General features: G+C 66.6%; 24 protein-coding genes. 12 read left to right on the forward strand and 12 right to left on the reverse strand.

All coding sequences use genetic code 11. The annotated features are described in order from the left end of the window. The first annotated feature begins 160 nt into the window (after nt 1-160). Nucleotides 161-1,993, forward strand: coding sequence for an extracellular solute-binding protein (locus JDO7802_RS03905; RefSeq protein ID WP_055082749.1), 1,833 nt, complete (start codon nt 161-163; stop codon nt 1,991-1,993). 16 nt (nt 1,994-2,009) lie between these two features. On the opposite strand, the gene JDO7802_RS03910 is transcribed toward JDO7802_RS03905, so the two are convergent. Then, a complete protein-coding gene (locus JDO7802_RS03910; RefSeq protein ID WP_055082751.1) occupies nt 2,010-2,285 on the reverse strand; it encodes a DUF3572 domain-containing protein in 276 nt (91 codons plus the stop codon). Between the two features lie 104 nt (nt 2,286-2,389). On the opposite strand from JDO7802_RS03910, the gene JDO7802_RS03915 reads away from it, so the two are divergent. Further along, nucleotides 2,390-3,793: a diguanylate cyclase gene (locus JDO7802_RS03915; protein WP_055082753.1), complete on the forward strand. Its 1,404-nt coding sequence runs from the start codon at nt 2,390-2,392 to the stop codon at nt 3,791-3,793. A 21-nt stretch (nt 3,794-3,814) separates the two neighbouring features. On the opposite strand, the gene JDO7802_RS03920 is transcribed toward JDO7802_RS03915, so the two are convergent. Genes JDO7802_RS03920 through JDO7802_RS03935 form a run of 4 tightly spaced genes read right to left on the reverse strand, consistent with a single transcriptional unit; the run spans nt 3,815 to nt 5,724 of the window. Next, nucleotides 3,815-4,291, reverse strand: a complete 477-nt coding sequence (locus JDO7802_RS03920; protein ID WP_055082755.1) for a periplasmic heavy metal sensor — start codon at nt 4,289-4,291, stop codon at nt 3,815-3,817. Further along, nucleotides 4,288-4,608 (reverse strand): hypothetical protein, encoded by a 321-nt coding sequence (locus JDO7802_RS03925; protein ID WP_055082757.1) that lies wholly within the window; start codon nt 4,606-4,608, stop codon nt 4,288-4,290. Before JDO7802_RS03925 ends, JDO7802_RS03920 begins: the two co-directional genes overlap by 4 nt. After that, the gene (locus JDO7802_RS03930; protein WP_438501622.1) at nt 4,598-5,200 is read right to left on the reverse strand and encodes a sigma-70 family RNA polymerase sigma factor; all 603 of its coding nucleotides are present in this window, start codon (nt 5,198-5,200) and stop codon (nt 4,598-4,600) included. Before JDO7802_RS03930 ends, JDO7802_RS03925 begins: the two co-directional genes overlap by 11 nt. A gap of 47 nt (nt 5,201-5,247) precedes the next feature. After that, nucleotides 5,248-5,724 (reverse strand): EF-hand domain-containing protein, encoded by a 477-nt coding sequence (locus JDO7802_RS03935; protein WP_055082762.1) that lies wholly within the window; start codon nt 5,722-5,724, stop codon nt 5,248-5,250. 175 nt (nt 5,725-5,899) lie between these two features. Here JDO7802_RS03935 and JDO7802_RS03940 point away from each other — a divergent pair, with 175 nt between their 5' ends. Both JDO7802_RS03940 and JDO7802_RS03945 read left to right on the forward strand, forming a co-directional pair. Then, a complete protein-coding gene (locus tag JDO7802_RS03940) occupies nt 5,900-6,340 on the forward strand; it encodes a DUF983 domain-containing protein (protein WP_055082764.1) in 441 nt (146 codons plus the stop codon). Beyond that, complete coding sequence (locus JDO7802_RS03945) at nt 6,337-6,981, forward strand: NUDIX domain-containing protein (protein ID WP_055082766.1); 645 nt, start codon at nt 6,337-6,339, stop codon at nt 6,979-6,981. Before JDO7802_RS03940 ends, JDO7802_RS03945 begins: the two co-directional genes overlap by 4 nt. Here the strand turns inward: JDO7802_RS03945 and JDO7802_RS03950 are convergent. Then, nucleotides 6,978-7,886 carry a DMT family transporter gene (locus JDO7802_RS03950; RefSeq protein ID WP_306455346.1) on the reverse strand — a complete coding sequence of 303 codons (909 nt, stop codon included), beginning with the start codon at nt 7,884-7,886 and terminating at the stop codon, nt 6,978-6,980. The genes JDO7802_RS03945 and JDO7802_RS03950 overlap by 4 nt on opposite strands. A gap of 162 nt (nt 7,887-8,048) precedes the next feature. Here JDO7802_RS03950 and JDO7802_RS03955 point away from each other — a divergent pair, with 162 nt between their 5' ends. The 5 genes from JDO7802_RS03955 to JDO7802_RS03975 all read left to right on the forward strand — a co-directional run bounded on the left by JDO7802_RS03955 (nt 8,049) and on the right by JDO7802_RS03975 (nt 12,984). After that, nucleotides 8,049-8,582: a hypothetical protein gene (locus tag JDO7802_RS03955; RefSeq protein WP_055082770.1), complete on the forward strand. Its 534-nt coding sequence runs from the start codon at nt 8,049-8,051 to the stop codon at nt 8,580-8,582. Nucleotides 8,583-8,678: 96 nt separating this feature from the next. Beyond that, nucleotides 8,679-10,970 carry an NADP-dependent malic enzyme gene (locus tag JDO7802_RS03960; protein WP_055082772.1) on the forward strand — a complete coding sequence of 764 codons (2,292 nt, stop codon included), beginning with the start codon at nt 8,679-8,681 and terminating at the stop codon, nt 10,968-10,970. A gap of 97 nt (nt 10,971-11,067) precedes the next feature. Next, complete coding sequence (locus tag JDO7802_RS18670; protein WP_055082774.1) at nt 11,068-11,733, forward strand: methyl-accepting chemotaxis protein; 666 nt, start codon at nt 11,068-11,070, stop codon at nt 11,731-11,733. 146 nt (nt 11,734-11,879) lie between these two features. After that, nucleotides 11,880-12,368 (forward strand): hypothetical protein, encoded by a 489-nt coding sequence (locus JDO7802_RS03970; protein ID WP_055082776.1) that lies wholly within the window; start codon nt 11,880-11,882, stop codon nt 12,366-12,368. 10 nt (nt 12,369-12,378) lie between these two features. Next, complete coding sequence (locus JDO7802_RS03975; RefSeq protein WP_055082778.1) at nt 12,379-12,984, forward strand: ferric reductase-like transmembrane domain-containing protein; 606 nt, start codon at nt 12,379-12,381, stop codon at nt 12,982-12,984. 15 nt (nt 12,985-12,999) lie between these two features. Here JDO7802_RS03975 and JDO7802_RS03980 read toward each other — a convergent pair whose 3' ends face one another. Further along, the gene (locus JDO7802_RS03980; protein ID WP_055082780.1) at nt 13,000-13,218 is read right to left on the reverse strand and encodes a hypervirulence associated TUDOR domain-containing protein; all 219 of its coding nucleotides are present in this window, start codon (nt 13,216-13,218) and stop codon (nt 13,000-13,002) included. 115 nt (nt 13,219-13,333) lie between these two features. Next, nucleotides 13,334-14,572 carry an acyl-CoA dehydrogenase family protein gene (locus tag JDO7802_RS03985; protein WP_055082782.1) on the reverse strand — a complete coding sequence of 413 codons (1,239 nt, stop codon included), beginning with the start codon at nt 14,570-14,572 and terminating at the stop codon, nt 13,334-13,336. Between the two features lie 58 nt (nt 14,573-14,630). On the opposite strand from JDO7802_RS03985, the gene JDO7802_RS03990 reads away from it, so the two are divergent. Then, on the forward strand, nt 14,631-15,623 hold the full coding sequence (locus tag JDO7802_RS03990) for a phosphotransferase family protein (RefSeq protein WP_055083039.1): 993 nt from the start codon (nt 14,631-14,633) through the stop codon (nt 15,621-15,623). On the opposite strand, the gene JDO7802_RS03995 is transcribed toward JDO7802_RS03990, so the two are convergent. Then, nucleotides 15,620-16,615 (reverse strand): ester cyclase, encoded by a 996-nt coding sequence (locus JDO7802_RS03995; protein WP_055082784.1) that lies wholly within the window; start codon nt 16,613-16,615, stop codon nt 15,620-15,622. The genes JDO7802_RS03990 and JDO7802_RS03995 overlap by 4 nt on opposite strands. Before the next feature lie 88 nt (nt 16,616-16,703). On the opposite strand from JDO7802_RS03995, the gene JDO7802_RS04000 reads away from it, so the two are divergent. Continuing rightward, entirely contained in the window at nt 16,704-17,762 is a 1,059-nt protein-coding gene (locus JDO7802_RS04000; RefSeq protein WP_055082786.1) for an ABC transporter ATP-binding protein, read from the forward strand. 61 nt (nt 17,763-17,823) lie between these two features. Here JDO7802_RS04000 and JDO7802_RS04005 read toward each other — a convergent pair whose 3' ends face one another. The 3 genes from JDO7802_RS04005 to JDO7802_RS04015 all read right to left on the reverse strand — a co-directional run bounded on the left by JDO7802_RS04005 (nt 17,824) and on the right by JDO7802_RS04015 (nt 19,217). After that, nucleotides 17,824-18,207 carry a VOC family protein gene (locus JDO7802_RS04005; RefSeq protein WP_055082788.1) on the reverse strand — a complete coding sequence of 128 codons (384 nt, stop codon included), beginning with the start codon at nt 18,205-18,207 and terminating at the stop codon, nt 17,824-17,826. Between the two features lie 87 nt (nt 18,208-18,294). Next, nucleotides 18,295-18,777 (reverse strand): fasciclin domain-containing protein, encoded by a 483-nt coding sequence (locus tag JDO7802_RS04010; protein WP_055082790.1) that lies wholly within the window; start codon nt 18,775-18,777, stop codon nt 18,295-18,297. A 224-nt stretch (nt 18,778-19,001) separates the two neighbouring features. Beyond that, entirely contained in the window at nt 19,002-19,217 is a 216-nt protein-coding gene (locus JDO7802_RS04015; RefSeq protein WP_055082792.1) for a hypothetical protein, read from the reverse strand. Nucleotides 19,218-19,297: 80 nt separating this feature from the next. Here JDO7802_RS04015 and JDO7802_RS04020 point away from each other — a divergent pair, with 80 nt between their 5' ends. Beyond that, complete coding sequence (locus tag JDO7802_RS04020) at nt 19,298-19,573, forward strand: DUF2312 domain-containing protein (RefSeq protein WP_055082794.1); 276 nt, start codon at nt 19,298-19,300, stop codon at nt 19,571-19,573. The last annotated feature ends 22 nt before the right edge of the window (nt 19,574-19,595 follow it).

Raw genomic sequence — 19,595 nt, forward strand, 5'->3', positions numbered from 1 at the left:
TAAGTCATTGAGGCAGGTTTCATACAGGCAAGAAACCTATCGAGCAGTGCCCTTGTTATAGCGGTCCCTGCCACCGAGTCCAAGCGAAAGTTTCAGGAGCGTCGGCGGGATGTTTCGATTAAACATCAAATCGAACAGGACCTTACCAAGAGGCAAGACAATGATCGGACAGCGTTTCCGGCGAATCGGCATCCGCATTTTTGCAAAGATTGCAATTTTAGCGGTAGTTAGCGGGCCTTCCGCCGTGTTCGCACAGGCCCATGGAATCGCGCTTTACGGCGATCCGGCGCTGCCTGCCGACTATACACATCTGCCACAGGCCAATCCCGATGCGCCCCGGGGCGGAACTTTTTCCGACGGTCAGGTCGGCAGTTTCGACAGTCTGAACCCCCATATCCAGCAGGGAAACACGCCCTGGCAACTGCGATTCCTGGCCTACGAATCCCTTCTGGGGCGGGCCTACGACGAGCCGTTTACCCTGTACGGCCTGCTGGCGGACAGCGTGACGGTCAACGACGCGCAGACGGAAATCACCTTCACGCTGCACCCCGACGCGGCGTTTTCGGACGGCACGCCGGTCACGGTCGAGGATGTCATCTGGTCGTGGAACATTCTGGGGCAGGAAGGCGCGAACGGTCGCTATCGCAGCGCCTTCGCCAAGGTCGAAAGCGTCGAGGCCGTGGGCGCGCGCGGCGTCCGCTTCACCATTCCCGAGCCCGACCGCGAACTTCTAATGACGCTGGGCTTCCGCCCGATCATGAAGGCGGCGCAATATGCCGACGATCCATCGGCGTTTTTCCGCTCGGGCGTCGACAACATCCCGATCACGACCGCGCCCTATGTCATCGACACGGTCGATCCCGGCCGGTCCGTCGTGCTGAAACTGGACGACGATTACTGGGGCGCGGACCTGCCGTTTCGGCGCGGCACCAACAACATCGAAACCATCCGGATGGAATTCTTCGGCGACGCCACCGCGCATTTCGAGGCGTTCAAGGCCGGAGAGTTGTCCACCATGCGCGAAACGAATGCCGCGCGCTGGGCCCGCGACTATGATTTCCCGGCCGTGCAATCGGGCGAGGTCGTCCTGTCGGAGGTGCCGCACCAGCGCCCGTCGGGCATGACCGGTCTGGTCATGAACACCCGCCGCGCCCCCTTTGACGACTGGCGCGTGCGCGAAGCGATGATCCAGGCATTCAACTTCGAATATGTGAACGGCGTCATCAACGCGGGGGCGCAGCCGCGCATCACCAGCTATTTCTCGAATTCGCCCCTGGGGATGGAGCCTGGGCCGGCGCAGGGCCGGGTGGCCGAATTGCTGACGCCGCTGTCCGATACCCTGCTGCCCGGCACGCTGGACGGATACGACCTGCCGCAGACCGATGGATCGGCCGGCAACCGCCGCGGCCTGCGCGCCGCCTCCCGTCTGCTGGAGGAGGCAGGATATACCGTGGAGGGCGGCGTGCTGACCGGGCCGAACGGTCCCGTGCGGTTCGAGATCATGGTGCCGCAAGGATCGTCGGAGGTGGCGTCCATCGTCGACATCTATGTCGAGGCGCTCAAACGTCTCGGCATCGACGCCCGCGTCGCGTCGATCGACAGCGCGCAGTTCACCGACCGGCAAAGCGCCTATGACTTCGACATGATCTGGTACCAATGGGGGCTGTCGCTGTCGCCGGGCAATGAACAGCTGGCCTATTGGGGCCCCGATGGCGTCGACACGCCCGGCACCCGCAACCTGATGGGGGCCGACGATCCGGCCATCGCCGCGATGATCGACGCGATGCTGACCTCTGACACGCAGGAAGACTATGTCGCAGCCGTTCGCGCGCTGGACCGGGTGCTGACGGCGGGGCGCTATGTCGTGCCGATCTGGCACAACCCGATCAGCTGGATCGCCCATTCCGCCGATCTGAAGTATCCCGCCGACCGCCTGCCGATCTACGGCGACTGGATCGGGTTCCAGCCCGACGTCTGGTGGATCGAGGAGTGATCCGCGCGCGCCGCGGTCAGGTCCAGTGGGGCATGTCCCCGCCGGGCAGGGCCGCGCGCGCCTCCATCAGGCGCTCGTAGGGCAGGGACTGCGCGTCGCAGACGCCCCGCACCCAGTCGTCGTTCATCATCACGAAGTCCATCACCCCGGCCAGGAATTCCGGATCGCCCGCCGCGCCCCGGATCGTGTCCCGGTCCACCCCGGTCGCGCTTTGGAACGTATCGAGCAACTCCGCCCCGATCACCCATTCCAGCGCACCGAGCGCGATCACCTCAGCGTTGTCCTGTCGCATATGCACATTCTTTTCGCGCGAACCGATCGCGGAAACCTTTTGTTAACTTTAATATCTTCTAAACGGATTTGACCGAAGTCTGAATCATTGCGAGAAGTCCTGCCATGACCGGCCGCATACTCATCGTCGACGACGTCGCCACGAATCGCATCGTGATGAAGGTAAAGCTTTCGGCTGCGCGATACGAAGTCGTTCCGGCCGCCAGCGGGGCCGAAGCGCTGGAAATCGCGGCGTCGGGCGGGATCGACATCGTCATCATGGACATGATGATGCCCGGCCTGACCGGGGCCGAGACCTGCCGCCGTCTGCGCAGCGATCCGGCCACGGCGACGATCCCCGTGATCCTTGTCACGGCGTCCGACGATATGGACGCGCGGATGGACGGCCTGTCCGCCGGCGCGGACGATTTTCTGTCGAAACCCGTCGATGAACTGGCGCTGCTGGCCCGTGTCCGGTCCCTGCTGCGGTCGCGCGGCGAGGAACAGGATTACCGCGCGCGCGGCGGCGACATGATCGAAATGGCCTGTGCCACGATGCCCGGCATGTCCGAACCCCGTCCGGGTTTCGCGGGCAAGCCTGCGGTCGTCAACGATGGACGCATCGCCCTGATCGGCGGGCCGGACGCCACGTGGCTTCCGGTGCAGCGCGACCGCCTGCGCCCTTTGTTCCGCGAGACGGTCTCGATCATGAACGGCGACAAGGCGTTGGCCGTACCGGAGGCCGAGGCCCCCGACCTGTTCCTGCTGGATGCCGATATGGCGAGCCGTAACGACGGTTTGCGCCTGATGTCGGAACTCCGCTCGCGCCTCGCGACGCGCCACGCCGCCTTCATGATCCTGCTGCCCAAGGGCGACAGCGAACGGGCTGCGACGGCGCTGGACCTCGGGGCGGCGGACGTCAGCTACCATCCGTTTTCCGCCGACGAGATTGCGATGCGCGTGCGCACGCAACTGGCGCGCAAGCGGCGTGCGGACCGGATGCGCAACACGCTCGATTCCGGGCTCAAGATGGCGATGTTCGACTCCCTGACCGGTCTGCACAATCGCCACTACGGCCTGCATCAGCTGGAACAGGTCACGACCCGCTGCCGGGCGCTGGGCCTGCGCGCGGGGCTGATCCTGATGGACATCGACCACTTCAAGGTCGTCAATGACACCCACGGTCATCCCGTCGGCGATGCCGTCCTGGCGCGGGTCGCACAGACTTTGCAGACCAGTCTGCGGGCCGAGGATATGGTGGCGCGCATCGGCGGGGAGGAATTCCTGGCGATCCTGCCCGACACCGACATGCGCAACGTGCGCGCCGTGGCCGAACGCCTGCGCGCCGCGATCGAGGCGATGGAAACTCCGCTGCCCGGCGGCGGGTCGCTGACGGTGACGCTGTCGCTTGGGGCCGGTCTTCTGGGGGAGCAGGACCGTGTCGGGGCCGATGCGTTGGCGCGCATCGACCGGGCGCTTTATTCGGCCAAGGACGGCGGGCGCAATTGTGTCCGGCTTGTCGAGGCCTGACGCCCGCACCGCCGCGAACCGTTACGGTTTCGGACGGCGCGTCGCCTGCATCCGGTCGGCCAGCCCGGCCCGTTCCTCCGCCGACAGATCGGCGATGATATCCGCCAGCACGATGATGCCGCGCCCGGCCAGGTCGGCTTGCAGGTCGCGCTGCGCTTCCATTGCGGCGGTGAAATCGGCGCGGTCGAACGGATCGGCCTGCAGCGTCGCGACGATCCTTTCGCGGGCCGCGTCCATCCGTTCGCGCGCGTTCGCCACCCGGCCGTTCGCGCGCAACGCCTGAAATAGGGCGCGCCGGTCCGGGCCGTCCAACCCGCGGGCCAGCGCCGCGATCTCGGGCGGTCCGCCGCCCCTGCGCCGGTCGTCCCCGGGGGCAGACCGGTCCGGTCCGCCCGTCAGAAGCGCCCCGACGACGGCGGCCAGCACCGCGACATTCACCGCCACCGAGACGAACAACGCCCACCCGGTCCAGCCGCGCTTGGCAGTCTTCTGCGTCATCCGGTTTCCCCCTCGATCCACGCGGTGCCGAACACATCGTCCAGCAGCGCGGCCTCGCCCTCGCTCGAAATGGACGTTCCCGGCATGTAAGTCAGCACCAGATCCGCCTGCGCGACCCCGATCCAAAGTCCCAGCGCCGCCGCCGTCGGCACCCCCAGGATCCCGCCCAGCCACGCGGGCAGCAAGCCGGATTTCGGGGCCGGTGCGGGTCGCCGCGCCGCATCGGCCAGGATGCGCGCCCGCAGGCCGTCGCCCAATGGCACGGTGTCGGCGCGCGCGGCGCGCAGCATGTGGTCCAGATCATCATCATCCATCATCGCGACCTCCTTTGGTGTCACGCATCAATTCCGCCAGACGCCGTTTGCCGCGCGCCGTCAGGCTTTCCACCGCTTCGACGCCCACGCCCATCATGGCCGCGATGTCGGGGTTGGAGTAGCCCTCGATATGTCTCAGCACCACGGCCTGCCGTTGCCGGTCGGGCAGGGCGGCCAGGGCGGCATCCAGCGCCGACAATCTCTCGTCGCGGATCATCCGCGCCTCGACGCTGGGGGTGCCATCCGCCGGATCCCAGGTCTCGGGCATGCCTTGCGTCCGCGCCGCGCGCCGTTTCGCGTCGATCGCCAGGTTCGCGGCGACCCGGCCCAGCCAGGTCGACATCTGCGCCGCGCCGCCCGCATCCCAGTCGCCGGCCCGCTTCCAAAGCCGCAGAAACGCTTCTTGCACGATATCCTCGGCCAGGGCGCGATCTCCGGCTGTCATCCGCACCACGAAGGCCATCAGACGCGGACCCAGCCGGTCCAGCAGCGCGGCCGCCGCGGCGTCGTCACCCGACCCGGCCCGCGCCAGCAGGTCGGCTTCGGCCGCGCGTGCCGGATCGGCGGTCAGGTCCTGGGCGGGGGTCATTCGCATCCTTCGCAGGTGTGACGGGGCGGCGCAAACCGCCCCGCCACGATCCCTCAGTCGCGCGCGCGCCGCTGGCCCAGCGTTTCCCATTCGGTCGCGTTCAGCGTGCCGTTGCCATCCGCATCGGCACGGCTGAACCCGCGTCCGCCCATACCACGGCCGTTGCCGCCACGGTCGCCGCGTGCGTCGGTCTGCGCCTCCAGTTCCTCGCGGCTCACGCGGCCGTCGTCGTCGGCGTCCAGACGCTCGATCATGCGCGCGCTGCGGCTGTCCTCGCGGGTCTGCCGTGCGGCGTCCAGCTCCTCTGCCGTCAGGAAACCGTCGCCGTCGGCATCCACCTCGTCGAAGCGGGCTGCTTTGCGGGCCTCCGCGAAGGCCTCGATCTCGGCCGGGGTGATTTCTCCGTCGCCGTTCGTATCCACCTCCGAAAAGGCGGGACGCTCGCCCCGGTCGTGGCCGCGGGCTTCCGCGACGGTGCTCAGGGACAGGCCCGACACGATGGCAAGGGTCAGGATAGTGATCTTTCTCATGGTCGTCTCCGGTTTCAGACGCGGGCCCGTTGCCCGACGTTCCCCCCTTCCACGGCAGGGGCGAAATATTCCGTCGTCGAAATTCGCAGAAAATGGCGACACAGGGCCGCAGAGACATGCGGCGACCTTTCCCAGCGCGGGCCCGAGGACTAGGGAAGGCAGGAGAGGACATGCCATGACCGACGCCACGCCCCGGACCGACCCCTCCGACTCCACCACGCCCGTCGACGCGGACCGCCCCGTCGGCCAGGCCATGCTGCGCGGGTGGCGGCGGCGTTGTCCGAACTGCGGATCCGGCCCGATGATCAAAGGCTACCTCAAGGTGCGCGACGCCTGTCCCGTCTGCGACGAGGCGCTGCACCACCACCGCGCGGACGACGGGCCGCCGTATCTGACGTTGCTGATCGTGGGGCATATCATCGGTCCGGCGATGCTTTGGGTCTTTGTGGCCTACGAACCCGACCCTTATACGTTCATGGCGATCTTCATGGTGTCCGCCACCGCCCTGTCGCTGTGGTTCCTGCCGCGCCTCAAGGGGATGCTGGTCGGGATCCAGTGGGCGACGCGGATGGGTGGCTTCGGTCACGGGCATGCGCGGTCGGATCTGGCGGAGTGACCGACCGGCCGATCCGCGATGCCGCCACGATCGTGCTGCTGCGCCAGACTGACAACGGCCCGGCGGTCCTTATGGGACAGCGCGGGGCAGGGGCTGCCTTCATGCCCAGCAAATACGTCTTTCCGGGCGGTGCCGTCGATCCGGGCGACGGGGCCGTCGATCTGGCCGCCCCGATCCACCCCGACACCCGCGCCGCCTTGACCACGCGCAGCACCCTGGCACCCGAGGCGCTGGCCGCCGCCGCCCTGCGGGAACTGGCCGAGGAAACGGGACAGGTGATCGCCGCGCCGGGACCGTCGGGGTGTTCCTGGCCGGGGTTCGATGGGTTGTGCCCCGATCCCAGCGCGCTGCGCTTTATCTTCCGCGCCGTTACGCCGCCGGGCCGCCCCCGCCGGTTCGACGCGCGGTTTTTCCTGGCCCCGGCCGAAATTCTGATGACCGACCCGGACGATTTCAGCCGGGCCGAGGATGAGTTGAGCCACCTGCACTGGGTTCCGCTGGCCCAAGCGCGCAAGCTGGACATGCCGTTCATAACCGAAGTCGTGCTGGCCGAAACCGCTGCCATCGCCGACGGGACGGATGCGCCGGGCACGCCGTTCTTCGACAATTCCGGCCCGGCGTCGACCTTTCGCAGGCTTTAGGTCTGCAACAGGATCAGCGCGATCACGCTGCACGACACCAGCGCGATGGCCAGCAATTCGCGCCACGAAAACCGCTCTCCCAGCACCAGCCATGAAATCGCCATCGACAGGATCAGCTCCACCTGGCCGACGGCATTCACATAGGCTGCCGTCTGCAACGTATAGGCGGTGAACCAGCCCAGCGACCCGGCCATCGACGTGGCCCCCACCAGCGTGGTGACGCGCCAGCGCGTGAACACCGCGATCAGCCCCGCCCGGTCGCGCCACGCCAGCCACGCGGCCAACACCACCGCCTGCACCAGCGTCACAAGGGCCAGCGTGACGGCCGCGCGCAAGACGGGCGCATCGCTTTCCACCACCAGCGACGCCCCGCGATACCCCACGGCAGAGATCGAGAAGAACACCCCCGACGCCAGCCCCAGCACCGACCCGCGGTTGAGAACCTGCCACCCGCCCCCCGCCGGTACCGACAGGATCAGCACCCCGACCAACCCCACCAGCATCGCCGCGATGTCGGCCCAGGTCACCGTCTCGCCCAGCACCACGAACCCGGTCGCCACCGTCAAAAGGACCGTCACCTTGGAAAATGCGATGCCGACGGCGAAGTTGCGATGGGCGAACAGCGCGACCACGCACATCGTGGCAAGGATCTGGCTGATGCCGCCGGCAAGCGCATAGGGCCAGAACCCCGTGCCGACGATCGGAAGGCCGGTGCCGGTGGCCAGCGTCCAGGCCGCCAGCCCCGCCCCGATCACCCCCGGCGCATAGACGAACCGCGCAAAGGTCGACGCCGCCGGGCTTAACCCTGAAACCGCCAACCGCTTTTGCAGAAGGAACCGAAGGGCCTGCACCGAGGCGGCGAAAAGCGTGGCAACAATCCAGAGCGACATTGTGGCATCTCGCACGGCGTGCCAACCGGGCACCAGCGGGATTCGCGGCAATCGGGGGACAGTGGCAGCAAGAAGGCATCACCGTCTCGACTCCGGCGACGAACTCTGGCCAAATCGCCACAATCTTGACCTAAATCCGCTCTATCTTGGTCGCAATCCTGCTGGAGTTTCGCCGTAATGCCCTTTGCCGACCTGCCGGCCGCCTTGTCCCGTCTGCGCCGCGCGGCTTTCGCCGGGCGCACGACCGACCCCGAACCGCCGCGTGTATTCGCCGCGAAATCGCGGGCGGAGACGTTGTGCATGGTTCTGGGGCTGGGCGGCATGGCATTGGCATTGGGCGTGACGGTTGCGCAGGCGACCCTGCCGTCGGTGGTGGAAACCGAAGCGGCCCTGCGCCGTGTGGTGATCGAATCCGGCTTCGACGCGGCCTTCTGCCCCGATGGTTGGGCGGCGGATCATGCGGCCCTCCTCCCGCTGACCGAAGCGGAGGTGACGGCCTGGTACCTGAGCGAGAACATGCGCCTGTCGGACGCGGACGTGATCGCGTCTGTCGGCCTCTATGTCATGCATCCCAAGGATTTCCGGCATATCGAAGGGCGCGCGATGACCCGCACTCAGATCCTGTTGTGCATCGCCGAGAGTCGCCGCCTGGTGACACCCCTGCACGAACGCATCCCGCCGGAACTGCGCGCGGATCTCAGCGCCGTCTGATCAGGCGGCCCTGCGCCGGCTGGCATCGGAATGATCGCTGGCAGGGTTGGACGGGATGGCGTTAAACAGGCGGGCAGCCGTGCCAGAGGACCGCCCATGACCGATAAGCCTTCCGACGACCCGCAGGCCGCCCAGCGGCAGGCCGCGCTCGACTATCATCAGTATCCGCGCCCCGGTAAGCTCGAAATCCGCGCGACGAAGCCGCTGGCGAACGGCCGCGACCTGGCCCGCGCCTACAGCCCCGGCGTCGCCGACGCCTCCACCGCGATCCATCAGAACCCCGAAACCGCCCGCGACTACACCGCGCGCGGCAATCTGGTGGCGGTCGTCACCAACGGCACCGCCGTGTTGGGCCTGGGCAACATCGGCGCGCTGGCGTCCAAGCCGGTGATGGAGGGCAAGGCCGTCCTGTTCAAGAAATTCGCCGAGATCGACTGCTTCGACATCGAAGTGGACGAATCCGACCCCGAAAAACTCGCCGCGATCGTCTGCGCGCTGGAGCCGACGTTCGGTGCCATCAACCTGGAGGATATAAAGGCCCCCGACTGCTTTATCGTCGAGAAGATTTGCCGGGAGCGGATGAACATCCCCGTCTTCCACGACGATCAGCACGGCACCGCCATCGTCGTCGGCGCCGCGGCCCTGAACGCGATCATGCTGACGGACCGCAAGTGGGAGGAGATCAAGGTCGTGTCCACCGGCGGCGGCGCGGCGGGCATTGCGTGCCTGAACATGCTGCTGACGTTGGGCGTGCGCCGCGAGAACGTGTTTCTCTGCGATCTTGCCGGCCTGGTCCACGAAGGCCGGACCGAGGATATGACAGAACAGAAGGCCGCTTTCGCGCAGCCCGGCGGCCCGCGTCAGCTTGCCGATGTCATCGAGGGCGCGGACCTGTTTCTCGGCCTCTCCGGTCCCGGCGTCCTCAAGCCCGAAATGGTGGCGAAGATGGCCCCGAAACCCATTCTCTTCGCGCTCGCCAATCCAAACCCCGAAATCGCCTACGACTTGGCCAAATCCACCGCGCCCGACGCGATCATCGCCACGGGTCGTTCCGACCATCCCAACCAGGTCAACAACGTCCTGTGTTTTCCGTTCATCTTCCGCGGGGCCCTCGACGTCGGCGCGACCGAGATCAACGAGGCGATGAAGGTCGGCTGCGTCGAAGGCATCGCCGCCCTGGCCCGCGCGACCACCTCGGCCGAAGCCGCCGCCGCCTATGCCGGCGAACAGCTGACCTTCGGACCCGACTATCTGATCCCCAAGCCGTTCGACCCCCGCCTCAAAGGCGTCGTCGCCCTGGCCGTCGCGAAGGCGGCGATGGACTCCGGTGTCGCCACCCGCCCCATCGCGGACATGAAGGCCTACAAGGCCAATCTGGACGCCTCGGTCTTCAAATCGTCCATGATCATGCGCCCCGTCTTCGCCGCCGCCTCCCAGGCCCGGCGCAAGATCGTCTTTGCCGAAGGGGAGGATGAGCGCGTGCTGCGCGCCGCCCAGGCCATGATGGAGGAGACGACCGACATTCCCATCCTGATCGGTCGCCCCGACGTCATCGAAACCCGCATCGCCCGCGCCGGTCTTACCCTGCGCTCCGACCGCGACGTGGAGATCGTGAACCCCGAATCCGACCCCCGTTACCGTGATTACTGGGAGACATATCACGCGCTGATGGCGCGCAAGGGCGTGGCACCCGATCTCAGCCGCGCGGTCATGCGCACCAACACCACCGCCATCGGGGCCATCATGGTTCAAAGGGGGGAGGCCGACAGCCTGATCTGCGGCACCTTCGGTCAATTCCTGTGGCACCTGCGCTACGTCACGGATGTTCTGGGGCAGGGCGGGCTGCACGCCGTCGGCGCGATGTCCCTGATGATCCTGGAAGACGGGCCGCTTTTCATCGCCGACACCCACGTCCATGCGCAACCAACCCCGGCCCAGATCGCCGAAACGGTGATCGCCGCCGCCCGCCACGTCCGCCGCTTCGGGGTGGAGCCGAAGGTGGCGCTGTGCTCCAGTTCGCAATTCGGCAACCTCGACAGCGCGTCGGGTCAGACGATGCGCGCCGCGATCGCCTCGCTCGACGCCATGGCCCTCGACTTCCAGTACGAGGGGGAGATGAACGTCGACGCCGCCCTCGACCCCGATCTGCGCGCGCGGTTCCTGGCCGACTGCCGGATGGACGGTCCGGCCAATGTGCTGGTCTTCGCCTCGACCGATGCGGCGGGGGCCACGCGCAACATCCTCAAGATGCGCGCCGGCGGGTTGGAGGTGGGACCGATCCTGATGGGCATGGGCAACAAGGCCCATATCGTCACGCCGTCGATAACGGCGCGGGGCATTCTCAACATTTCCGCCCTCGCCGGGACGCCGGTGCAGCATTATGGTTGACGGCATGGTGCGCCCGGCTGCCGTCGCGTCGGCGGATCTTGTCGCCTCGGGGCCCGCCCGCTAGACCGATAAACCGCATTCCACGAAAGGCCGACCGATGACCGCACCCGACCGCCCCCGCAAGGTCATGGGCCTGTCCTTCCCGACCGAGGAGGAGCGTGTCGTCGTCGCCTTGGGCCGCAGTCGCGATCACGCGCTTTCCGCCGCCGCCGCCGCCGTCGTCCTCGCGTCCGCGCCGGACGATCCAGATCCGGCCGATGTGACCCGCCTGCGATCGGCGGCGACCGCCTATGCCGCCGCGCTGGAGCAGGCTCTGACGCCGCAGATCGAACAGCGGTTCCGGACCGACTGCGCCGCCGACATCGCCTGTGCACGGCAGTTCGCCGACCATCTCAACTCGGTCGCTCAGGCCCCCGCCGGCCCCGACCGCGCCGCCGCCATGGCGGTCTTGCACCGGGCGGACGACGCCGTTCTGCCCGCGCTTGTCCATCTGACCGAGTGCATCCTGCGACAGGCCGCGATCGACCAGAACGCGGTTCTGGATGCCGCGCAGGCGCGCAACGACAAGCTCGAGTCGCTGTTTCATGCGATGCGGCAGGTGGGCCGAACGCTTGATATGGTGTCGATCAACACCGCCGTCGAAGCGTCGCGCGCGGGGGGCGATCAGGGCCGGGCCTTCGGCGTGATCGCTGCCGAAGTTCGGACGCTGGCCCGTCGCGTGTCGGAATTGTCGGAACAGGCCAGCCGCAGCATCGACGGCTAGGCGCGCCCGCGCGGCCCCCCGCCGATCCCCATCACGAAGCCGTGGGGGCGGTGTTCCTTCTGCGGCGACATGTCTATTTTCAAGCTCAGACGCCGGTGCCACCGTCGCACCGACCTCCCCTTTCCTTCAGACAGGAGTCTCGCCCGATGACACGCCTTGCCCTGACCCGCCGCCATCTGTTGTCCGCCACCGGGGCCGTTCTGGCGACCGGAATCGCCGGTCTGCGCGCCCCCGCCCACGCGCAAGGTCTTGCCCCGACGCCGACGATGCGGGGCGGGTCCAACAACTACCGCCCCGGCGCGCCGCTCGTCGACCGCATCGGTGGCGGCGGCTTTCTGACCACCGGCACCGTGCGTCGGGCGGGCGACGGGATGCCCCTGGCCGGGCAGCGCATCCAGGTTTGGGCCCACACGACCGAAGGCCACGAACGCGACGAGCGCAGCCACGGGGCCACGCTGACCGATGCCAATGGCGTCTTCCGCATGGACATGCCGCAGATCGTCCCCGCCTTCGGTCAGCCCCACGGCCACCTTGCCTACGACAGCGGGGAATTTCAGACCGTCTTCCTGCGCCCCGTCATGGCCAGCGCGGGCGAGACGTCTTTGACGGTCGATTTCGTCCTCGTTCCGGCCTGACACCGTCGCCGTGACCAAGCTGCGGGCCGGTCTGGCGTGGGGCGCGGTCGCCCTTGCCGTTGTCCTGCCCATCGGCATCGCCGCGAACAGCCCGCTTCTGCAATGGCGCGACGCCGTTTATGTGACCGCGGGGTTTGCGGGCATCCTCGGTCTCGCGCTTCTTCTGCTTCAACCGCTGCTGGCGGCGGCCCTTCTGCCGGGTCTTGCCACCGGCGCGGGCCGCCGCATCCACCGCTGGCTTGGTGCGGGTCTAGTGGCGGCCATCGTCGTCCACGTCGGCGGTCTGTGGCTGACCAGCCCGCCGGACGTCATCGACGCGCTGACGCTCCGCTCGCCCACGCCATTCTCGCTCTGGGGGGTGATCGCGATGTGGGCGGCCTTTGCCGCTGCAACCCTCGCGCTGGTCCGCAAACGTCTGCCGCTTCGCATCTGGCGGCTGGGGCATACGACATTCGTGGTTCTGGTCGTCGCGGGCACTGTCGTTCACGCGGTGCTGATCGTGGGGGCCATGGGCACGGTCTCCAAGATCGCACTCTGCGCCTTGGTCATTGCGGCGACAGTGGCGGCGGTTGCGCGCCGCCGCGTCTGGGCCGTCGTCAAACGCCGGGGCGATTGACGCCCCGGTTTCGTTTCAGGCCTTCTGGACTTCGGAAGACAGCTTGAGAACGCCGTCGCCGTCGTCTTGCTCGATGTACAACGCCGGGTCGTCCTCGGACCCGTCGCGGGTCACTTCCGAACCCTGCAGCTTGCGCGTGATCTTCTGCTCGTAGGTTTTCTCGACCTTGCCGGACGCGGTGCCATTGCCCCAGTCCCATTTTACCTTGTCGCCGACGTTGTATTTCTTCGACATGTGATCTCTCCGATTGACGTTTCAGCCTGAACAGAAAACGCCGTTTGGGGCCAAAGGGTTCCGCCCGGGCGTCCGACGTAGATCACCCGTGGATCACCCGCAGATCACCCATCGATCACCGCAGGCCCCGTGCCCTCAGCTCTGCCCGCGAAACGGTCCGCAGATGCACCGCGTCCGGCCCGTCCACCAGCCGCAGCGTTCGCAGATGCGCATAGATGCGGGCCAGGTCGGTATCCTGGGAAACGCCAGCCCCGCCAAAGATTTGTATGGCGTCGTCGCAGACCTGCAACGCGACGCGCGGGGCCATGATCTTCACCTGAGAGATAAGCGGCGCCGCCACCTTCATGTCTTCGCCCGTGCGGTGCACCTCGTCCATCGCCCAGGCCGCGCGCAGGCACATCAACCGTGCCCCCTCGATCCCGATCCGCGCTTCCGCGATCCGGTCGGAATTGCCGCCCAAGTGGTTGAGATCGCTGCCGAACGCCTGACGCTGCGCCCCACGCTCCACCATCAGCGTCAGGCATTTCTCAGCCATGCCGACGGCCCGCATGCAATGGTGGATCCGCCCCGGCCCCAGCCGCCCCTGCGCAATCTCGAACCCGCGTCCCTCGCCCAGCAGCATCGCGTCCAGCGGCACTCTAACATCCTGATATCGCACGTGCATGTGGCCATGCGGCGCTTCGTCATCGCCGAACACCTGCATTCCGCGCAGGAGTTCCACCCCCGGCGTGTCGCGCGGGACGACCACCATCGAATGCTGCGCGTGGCGCGGGCCATCGTCAGCCGTGCGGCACATCACGATATGCACCTTGCATCGCGGATCGCCCGCGCCGGTCGACCACCATTTTTCACCGTTGAGAACCCAATGATCCCCGTCCCTTACGCAGCGCAGGGAAATATTCGTCGCATCCGATGACGCGACGTCCGGCTCTGTCATCAGGTAGGCGGAGCGGACGGTCCCGGCCATCAACGGTTCAAGCCAGTCGGCCTTCATCGCGTCCGTGCCGTGGCGGGCGAAGACTTCCATGTTGCCGGTGTCGGGCGCGTTGCAATTGAAGACCTCGGGTGCCAGCCACGACCGTCCCATCTCCTCCGCGATCCAGGCGTAATCGACGGTCGTGATCCCGGGCCCCCCCGGCAGATGCGTCTGCCACAGGTTCCAAAGACCCCGATCGCGCGCCTTTTCCTTCAGTGTTTCAAGGATTTCCGTCTGACGCGGTGTATGTTCCCACCGGTCGCCCGTGCCCCCGGTTTCCGCGTGGAATTCGGCATCCAGCGGTGCGATGTCGTCCCGCACCATCGTCGCCACCGCATCGCGCAGGGCGCGGCCCCGTTCGCTCAATCCCAGATCCATGACGTCCTCCCTCATGCGCACTCTTGCCACCGCGCGCGCTCTCCGCAACCCTGCGCGAATGGATGGATTGCCCCCGGACCTCGCCCCCTGGCTTTCGGACCGTCTTCCGGGACGGCCCCGGATCACCGGCGCGCGACGGTTTGCGACGGGCCAGTCGAATCCGACCTGGGCGCTTGCCACGGATACAGGCCCGTTTGTCTTGCGCGCAAAACCCGCCGGAACGCTGTTGCCCAAGGCGCATATGATAGATCGGGAATTCCGGGTCATGTCGGCGCTTGCGCAAACCGGCGTCGCCGTTCCGCGCATGATTCATCTGGAGGAAGGGGACAATCCGCTCGGCCGTGATTTCTATGTGATGGAGCATTTGGAAGGGCGCATTTTCTGGGATCCCGCTCTCCCCGACGTCGCGGACCGCGGGGCGATTTACGACGCGATGAACGACGTGCTCATCGCCTTGTCCCATGTCGATCCAATGGCCGTCGGGTTGGAGAGTTTCGGTCGACCGGAGGATTACTTCGATCGCCAGACAGCGATTTGGACCCGGCAATACGCTTCCAGCGTTGCGGTGGCCGATCCGGGCATGACCGACCTTGGCGACTGGCTGGCCCAGCAGGACGTGACCCCGGCGAAACCGGCGCTGGTCCACGGCGATTTCCGCATCGACAACATGATCTTCCACCCCGAGGAGCCGCGGGTGATCGGCCTTCTGGATTGGGAGTTATCGACGTTGGGGCATCCCATGGCCGACATCGCGTATCAGTGCATGCAGTGGCATCTGGCCCACGGTGGCCCCCTGCGCGGGCTTGCCGGGGCGCGGGTGGATGACCTGCCGGCGGAGGCGGACTACGTCGCGCGTTGGTCACATGGCAGCGGGATCGCGGTCACCGACTGGACCGCCTGGATGGTCCTGTCGGCTTACCGCCTGGCCGCAATCCTGGCGGGTGTGGGTGCACGGGCGGCGGCGGGGAATGCGTCGAACCCCGACCAGGGCCGGGCTTACGGCGCGCTGGTGCCCGAATTGATCGCGCTGGGTCAGCGTCTGCGGGGTTAAAGCGTGGTCGCGGGCTGGCCGGTCATGTGGCGCATTCGGGCCATCACGTCGACGCCCATCTGACCCATCAACCCGATCGTGTCATTGGGAAGCCAGTTCTCGGCGATCTTGTCGGCGTCGTCGAACCGGTAGAAATCCATCACCCGCATCGTCAGCCGCTTGCCCGACGCGCCGATGCCCCAATAGTCGCCCCCGGTATGGGTAATCGCCACATCGCCGCCGGTGACGGCGAAGGGCCCGTCGGACAAGCGCACGAAATGGCCCGCGCCCTTGCGATCCGGAAAGGCGCGCAGAAAGGGGATCTGATGATGCGCCCGAAACCCGTCCAGGCCGCGGCAAGCCCCGATCGCGCCGGCCGCGTAGTACATGAAATCGTCGGCCCAAGCGTCCATCGGCATGGAGTCGAGGTCGCGTCCGTCGAAGCGGTGCAGCGCGTCGTGCATGGCCAAAACGCGGTCCAGGCTTCCGGCGTCAGCCGATGGTTCCAACCGCAAACCGTGCCCGCCCTTGGGGCCGGGCCATATCCCCGCCCGTCCGGTGGTCGCTGCCATCGGCCAGCAGGCCGCCTGCATCATCAGCCCGGCAATATCCCAGAGCAGGTAGGATCGCGTGATGCGACCATCCACGATCTCATGCGCTTCTCCATAGGTCAGGGACACCACGTCATGCGTGGGCGGGATGCCCGCAAACGGCGTGCGGAAGGTTCCGACATAGGCCCCGACGGTCGCCACCAGATACGCCGCGCGCGGCCCGGTCCAGCGGGCATCGTCGCGATTGTCACCGGCCAGCAGGATGTCGTCGCGCCGCTCCAGATCCGGCATTGCGCGGCGAAGGTCGGCCATCAGCGCGGCGTACCCGGCCGCAGTCAGCCGACCGAATGGCGCGCTCGCTTCGGCCGTCGCGTCGGGGGTCAGATATCCGTCGTCGCCCCGGGCGAAAGCCTCCAGCGTGCGCAAGGCGCCCGTTCGGAAGGCGGTGGTGTCTGTGGGCATGATCGCTCCTTGCATACGCATGCAAAGTGCTTGCCGCAGGGCTTGGCTGCTGTCTAGGGTGGTCGCACCACAGGATCGGGGATGGCAGATGGCCGGTATTCAGCTGAAGGGCGTCACCAAGCGCTGGGGCGACTTTGTCGGAGTGCAGGAGTTCGATCTGGATATCGAGGATCGCGAATTCCTCGTCCTGTTGGGTCCGTCGGGCTGCGGCAAGACGACGACGATGCGGATGATTGCCGGGCTGGAAGACCCCACAAGCGGTGACATCGTGATCGATGGAAACCGTGTCAACGATCTGGATCCCAAGGACCGCGACGTGGCGATGGTGTTCCAGTCCTACGGTCTTTACCCGAACATGGACGTCTACGAGAACATCCGCTTCCCGCTGAAGGTCCGGAAAATCCCCGAGGCCGAACACGACGAGCGGGTGCGCCGGGCGTCGGCCATGGTGGAGCTGGACGATTTTCTGCATCGCAAGCCTGCCGCCCTGTCGGGGGGGCAACGGCAACGCGTGGCCCTGGCGCGGGCGATCGTGCGGACGCCCAAGGTTTTCCTAATGGACGAACCGCTGTCGAACCTGGACGCCAAGCTGCGTGTCAGCACGCGGGCGCAGATCAAGAATCTGTCCCACGAGTTGCAGGTCACGACGATCTACGTGACCCACGACCAGATCGAGGCGATGACCCTGGCCGACCGTGTCGTCGTGATGAAGGCGGGCATCGTCCAGCAGGTCGGCACGCCCACCGACATCTATGACAATCCGGCCAATACTTTCGTCGCGGGGTTCATCGGATCGCCGGCAATGAACCTGATGGAAGGGGAGATCGTCGACGGCACATTCCATGCCACGGGCGTCGAAATTCCGGGCTTTGCGGACATGAAGGGTCCGGTCGTCTGCGGGTTCCGGGCCGAAGACGCCGCCGTGGCCCTGGACGGCACGGGGCAGATCGCGGCCCCGGTCTATTCCATGGAATTGCTGGGCGATTCGACCATGGTCACGGTGCGCGCAGGCGGCACGCTGGTCGCCGTAAAGGCGGCGAAGGATTTCCGCACCACGATCAAGGCCCCCTTTGCGGCCAGCGTCCCGCGCGAGATCTGCCATCTGTTCGATGCAAAGACCGGGGCGCGTATCTCCGCCCGCGTCTGACGCAAATGCGGGCCGCAGAAACGGGGCGGTGCCGTCAGCGTGCGCCTGGCGGGCGGGTGCATCAGGCCCGGTCGAGGGCCACGGTGCTGGGCGCGTAGGTGCCGAAGCTCCATTCGTGACCCTCGGGGTCTTGCGCGCGCCAACGCCACGTTCCCCATTCGGTCGGTTCGGGCGGATAGACCTCCGTCGCGCCAACCGCCATGGCACGTTCGTGGTGGGCGGCCACATCCTCCACCACGAGATACAGGCCGGGCGAGCCCTTGGGCAGGTCGGCCGTTCCCATCATGACAATGCCGTTGCCGTGGCGCAGTTCGGCGTGCTGCAAGGTGTCGCCGTCGTCTTGGCGCTGCACCACCTCAAATCCGAAGGCTTGGGTCAGAAAGTCGATGGCGGCGGCGCCGTCGCGGTAGCTGAGATAGGGAACGATGTCGGGTGTGTCAGACATGAAAAAGCTCCGGTCGCGTTGCGATGCCGGAGCTTAACACGATCGAAAGGTGGGCGGGGACCGTTTCGGCCCCCGCCCGTCGACGGATCAGCTCGCGGGGATGAGCACGCCGTCGATGACGTGGATGACGCCGTTCGTGGTTTCGATGTCCGGGGTCACGACGTTCACACCGTTGACGGTCACGCCGCCCTCGGTTCCGATCACGAGCGTGCCTTCGTTCACGGCTTGTGCTTCCATGCCGTCGGACAGATCGCCCGACATGACCGCGCCCGGTACGACGTGGTAGGTCAGGATGTCGACCAGCTGCTCCTGATTTTCGGGCAGCAGCAGGTTTTCGACCGTACCTTCGGGCAGGGCGGCAAACGCGTCGTCGGTCGGTGCGAAGAGGGTGAGGGGACCTTCGCCCTTCAGCGTCTCGACCAGGCCCGCGGCTTCGGCGGCGGCCAGCAGTGTGGTGAAGCTGCCGGCTTCGGCGGCGGTGTCGACGATGTCCTTGGTGTGGGCGTCGGCGAAGGCGGCGGATGCAAGGGCCGTCGTGGCGGCCAAGGCGATGAATGTTCTGCGGATCATGATATTCTCCCAGTATTATTTTGCTTTGGGTCGGATCAACCCGACACCACGTCAGATAGGGAGTGAATGCCCCCAGAGAAGTCGCGGATTTCCGCATCTGCGACAGAATGTCCCTTTGAAGCTGACACGATCCGCGCCAAGCCAAACGGATTTCTGTTTTCAAATGACATCAATATGATGCGCGGGTTTTTGCCGGTGCCCTGACCGGTCGGGCTATCTTCGGATCAACCCAGCAAAACGCCCAGCACGACCGACATCAATCCCAGAGCCGATATCGCCAACGCGCCGAGGTTGAGCGCCACGAGCTTGCGCAGCCGTGCTTCCATCGCGGCCCCCTCCAGACCCGAAGCGCGGGCACGGGCGGCCACGACGATGCAAATGACGAGGCCGGTCAGGCCCAGGATCGTCAGCGCGGCCCCCCCCCAGATCAAAGCTGTCATGTCCCGTTCCTCCCGATTGCATCGTCCCGTCCCCGGCGGTAGCGAAGGTCCGGCAAGCCGACAAGAGGAGCAGGGCAAAAATGGCGGATCTCAAAGTGGTCGACGACGGACCCGCGGACACCTACCGCGTCACGGCAGACGAGTTGCGGCAGTTCATCGAACGGGTGGAACGGCTGGAGCAGGAAAAGAAGGACATCGCCGAACAGGTGAAGGAAGTCATGGCCGAGGCGAAGGGCCGTGGCTACGACACGAAGGTCATGCGCAAGATCATCGCGCTGCGCCGGCGCGAGGCCGACGACATCGCCGAGGAAGAGGCGATCCTGGATATGTACAAAGAAGCGCTCGGCATGAGCTGACGCGCGATCGCCCCCTGATCCC

Source organism: Jannaschia donghaensis (assembly GCF_001403795.1).
GTDB classification, from domain to species: domain Bacteria; phylum Pseudomonadota; class Alphaproteobacteria; order Rhodobacterales; family Rhodobacteraceae; genus Jannaschia; species Jannaschia donghaensis.

Excerpts from the sequence above, each read along its gene's own strand:
- JDO7802_RS03905 (WP_055082749.1), top strand. The coding sequence starts at position 161 with ATGATCGGACAGCGTTTCCGGCGAATCGGCATCCGCATTTTTGCAAAG.
- JDO7802_RS03910 (WP_055082751.1), bottom strand. The coding sequence starts at position 2,285 with ATGCGACAGGACAACGCTGAGGTGATCGCGCTCGGTGCGCTGGAATGG.
- JDO7802_RS03915 (WP_055082753.1), top strand. The coding sequence starts at position 2,390 with ATGACCGGCCGCATACTCATCGTCGACGACGTCGCCACGAATCGCATC.
- JDO7802_RS03920 (WP_055082755.1), bottom strand. The coding sequence starts at position 4,291 with ATGACGCAGAAGACTGCCAAGCGCGGCTGGACCGGGTGGGCGTTGTTC.
- JDO7802_RS03925 (WP_055082757.1), bottom strand. The coding sequence starts at position 4,608 with ATGATGGATGATGATGATCTGGACCACATGCTGCGCGCCGCGCGCGCC.
- JDO7802_RS03930 (WP_438501622.1), bottom strand. The coding sequence starts at position 5,200 with ATGCGAATGACCCCCGCCCAGGACCTGACCGCCGATCCGGCACGCGCG.
- JDO7802_RS03935 (WP_055082762.1), bottom strand. The coding sequence starts at position 5,724 with ATGAGAAAGATCACTATCCTGACCCTTGCCATCGTGTCGGGCCTGTCC.
- JDO7802_RS03940 (WP_055082764.1), top strand. The coding sequence starts at position 5,900 with ATGACCGACGCCACGCCCCGGACCGACCCCTCCGACTCCACCACGCCC.
- JDO7802_RS03955 (WP_055082770.1), top strand. The coding sequence starts at position 8,049 with ATGCCCTTTGCCGACCTGCCGGCCGCCTTGTCCCGTCTGCGCCGCGCG.
- JDO7802_RS03960 (WP_055082772.1), top strand. The coding sequence starts at position 8,679 with ATGACCGATAAGCCTTCCGACGACCCGCAGGCCGCCCAGCGGCAGGCC.
- JDO7802_RS18670 (WP_055082774.1), top strand. The coding sequence starts at position 11,068 with ATGACCGCACCCGACCGCCCCCGCAAGGTCATGGGCCTGTCCTTCCCG.
- JDO7802_RS03970 (WP_055082776.1), top strand. The coding sequence starts at position 11,880 with ATGACACGCCTTGCCCTGACCCGCCGCCATCTGTTGTCCGCCACCGGG.
- JDO7802_RS03980 (WP_055082780.1), bottom strand. The coding sequence starts at position 13,218 with ATGTCGAAGAAATACAACGTCGGCGACAAGGTAAAATGGGACTGGGGC.
- JDO7802_RS03985 (WP_055082782.1), bottom strand. The coding sequence starts at position 14,572 with ATGGATCTGGGATTGAGCGAACGGGGCCGCGCCCTGCGCGATGCGGTG.
- JDO7802_RS03990 (WP_055083039.1), top strand. The coding sequence starts at position 14,631 with ATGGATGGATTGCCCCCGGACCTCGCCCCCTGGCTTTCGGACCGTCTT.
- JDO7802_RS03995 (WP_055082784.1), bottom strand. The coding sequence starts at position 16,615 with ATGCCCACAGACACCACCGCCTTCCGAACGGGCGCCTTGCGCACGCTG.
- JDO7802_RS04000 (WP_055082786.1), top strand. The coding sequence starts at position 16,704 with ATGGCCGGTATTCAGCTGAAGGGCGTCACCAAGCGCTGGGGCGACTTT.
- JDO7802_RS04005 (WP_055082788.1), bottom strand. The coding sequence starts at position 18,207 with ATGTCTGACACACCCGACATCGTTCCCTATCTCAGCTACCGCGACGGC.
- JDO7802_RS04010 (WP_055082790.1), bottom strand. The coding sequence starts at position 18,777 with ATGATCCGCAGAACATTCATCGCCTTGGCCGCCACGACGGCCCTTGCA.
- JDO7802_RS04015 (WP_055082792.1), bottom strand. The coding sequence starts at position 19,217 with ATGACAGCTTTGATCTGGGGGGGGGCCGCGCTGACGATCCTGGGCCTG.
- JDO7802_RS04020 (WP_055082794.1), top strand. The coding sequence starts at position 19,298 with ATGGCGGATCTCAAAGTGGTCGACGACGGACCCGCGGACACCTACCGC.